Raw genomic sequence first — 507 nt, 5'->3', positions numbered from 1 at the left:
CCCGGTCGCAGCGTGGGCGCCTGGTCGGTGAGGCCGGGGACCTTGACGAACGCCTTGGCGGTGAGACCGTCCATGTCGGTCACGGTGTAGGTGATGACCTGGCGGGCCTCGGTGAGGGTGACGACGAGCTCGCCGTCGGGGGTGACGGTCGTGGTCTCGGCGTCGCTGGTGACGGCGAGCTCGGTCGCGGCGCCGTCGGGGTCCTCGTCGTTGTCCAGGACGGGCACGGTGACCTCGGTCTTGCCGAGGATGTCCTCGACGGGCACGGTGTCGTCGCGCGCGACCGGGGGCAGCAGCGGCGCGTTCGCCGAGACGTTCACCGTCACCGCGCCCGTGGCCCGCACACCGTACGTGTCCTGGATCGCGTAGTAGAAGGTGTACGCGCCGTCGTCGTCGGGCGAGGTGAGCACGATCCGGTCGCCGACGACCTCGGCGTCGAGGTCGTGGGTGTCCTCGATGCCGCCGGGCACGAGGCCCACCTGGTCGCCGTCGGGGTCGGTGTCGTTC

The 507-nt window shown here is 71.6% G+C and carries 1 protein-coding gene; it reads right to left on the bottom strand.

The window, feature by feature from the left end; genetic code table 11:
* A partial coding sequence (locus tag GYH36_RS19145) for an Ig-like domain-containing protein (protein ID WP_162290706.1) occupies positions 1–507 on the bottom strand: 507 nt, incomplete at both ends.

The sequence above is a fragment of the Cellulosimicrobium composti genome (assembly GCF_010287905.1).
GTDB classification, from domain to species: domain Bacteria; phylum Actinomycetota; class Actinomycetes; order Actinomycetales; family Cellulomonadaceae; genus Cellulosimicrobium; species Cellulosimicrobium composti.
Note: the sequence above shows the minus strand (reverse complement) of the source record. Positions and strands in the feature narration are given on the sequence as shown.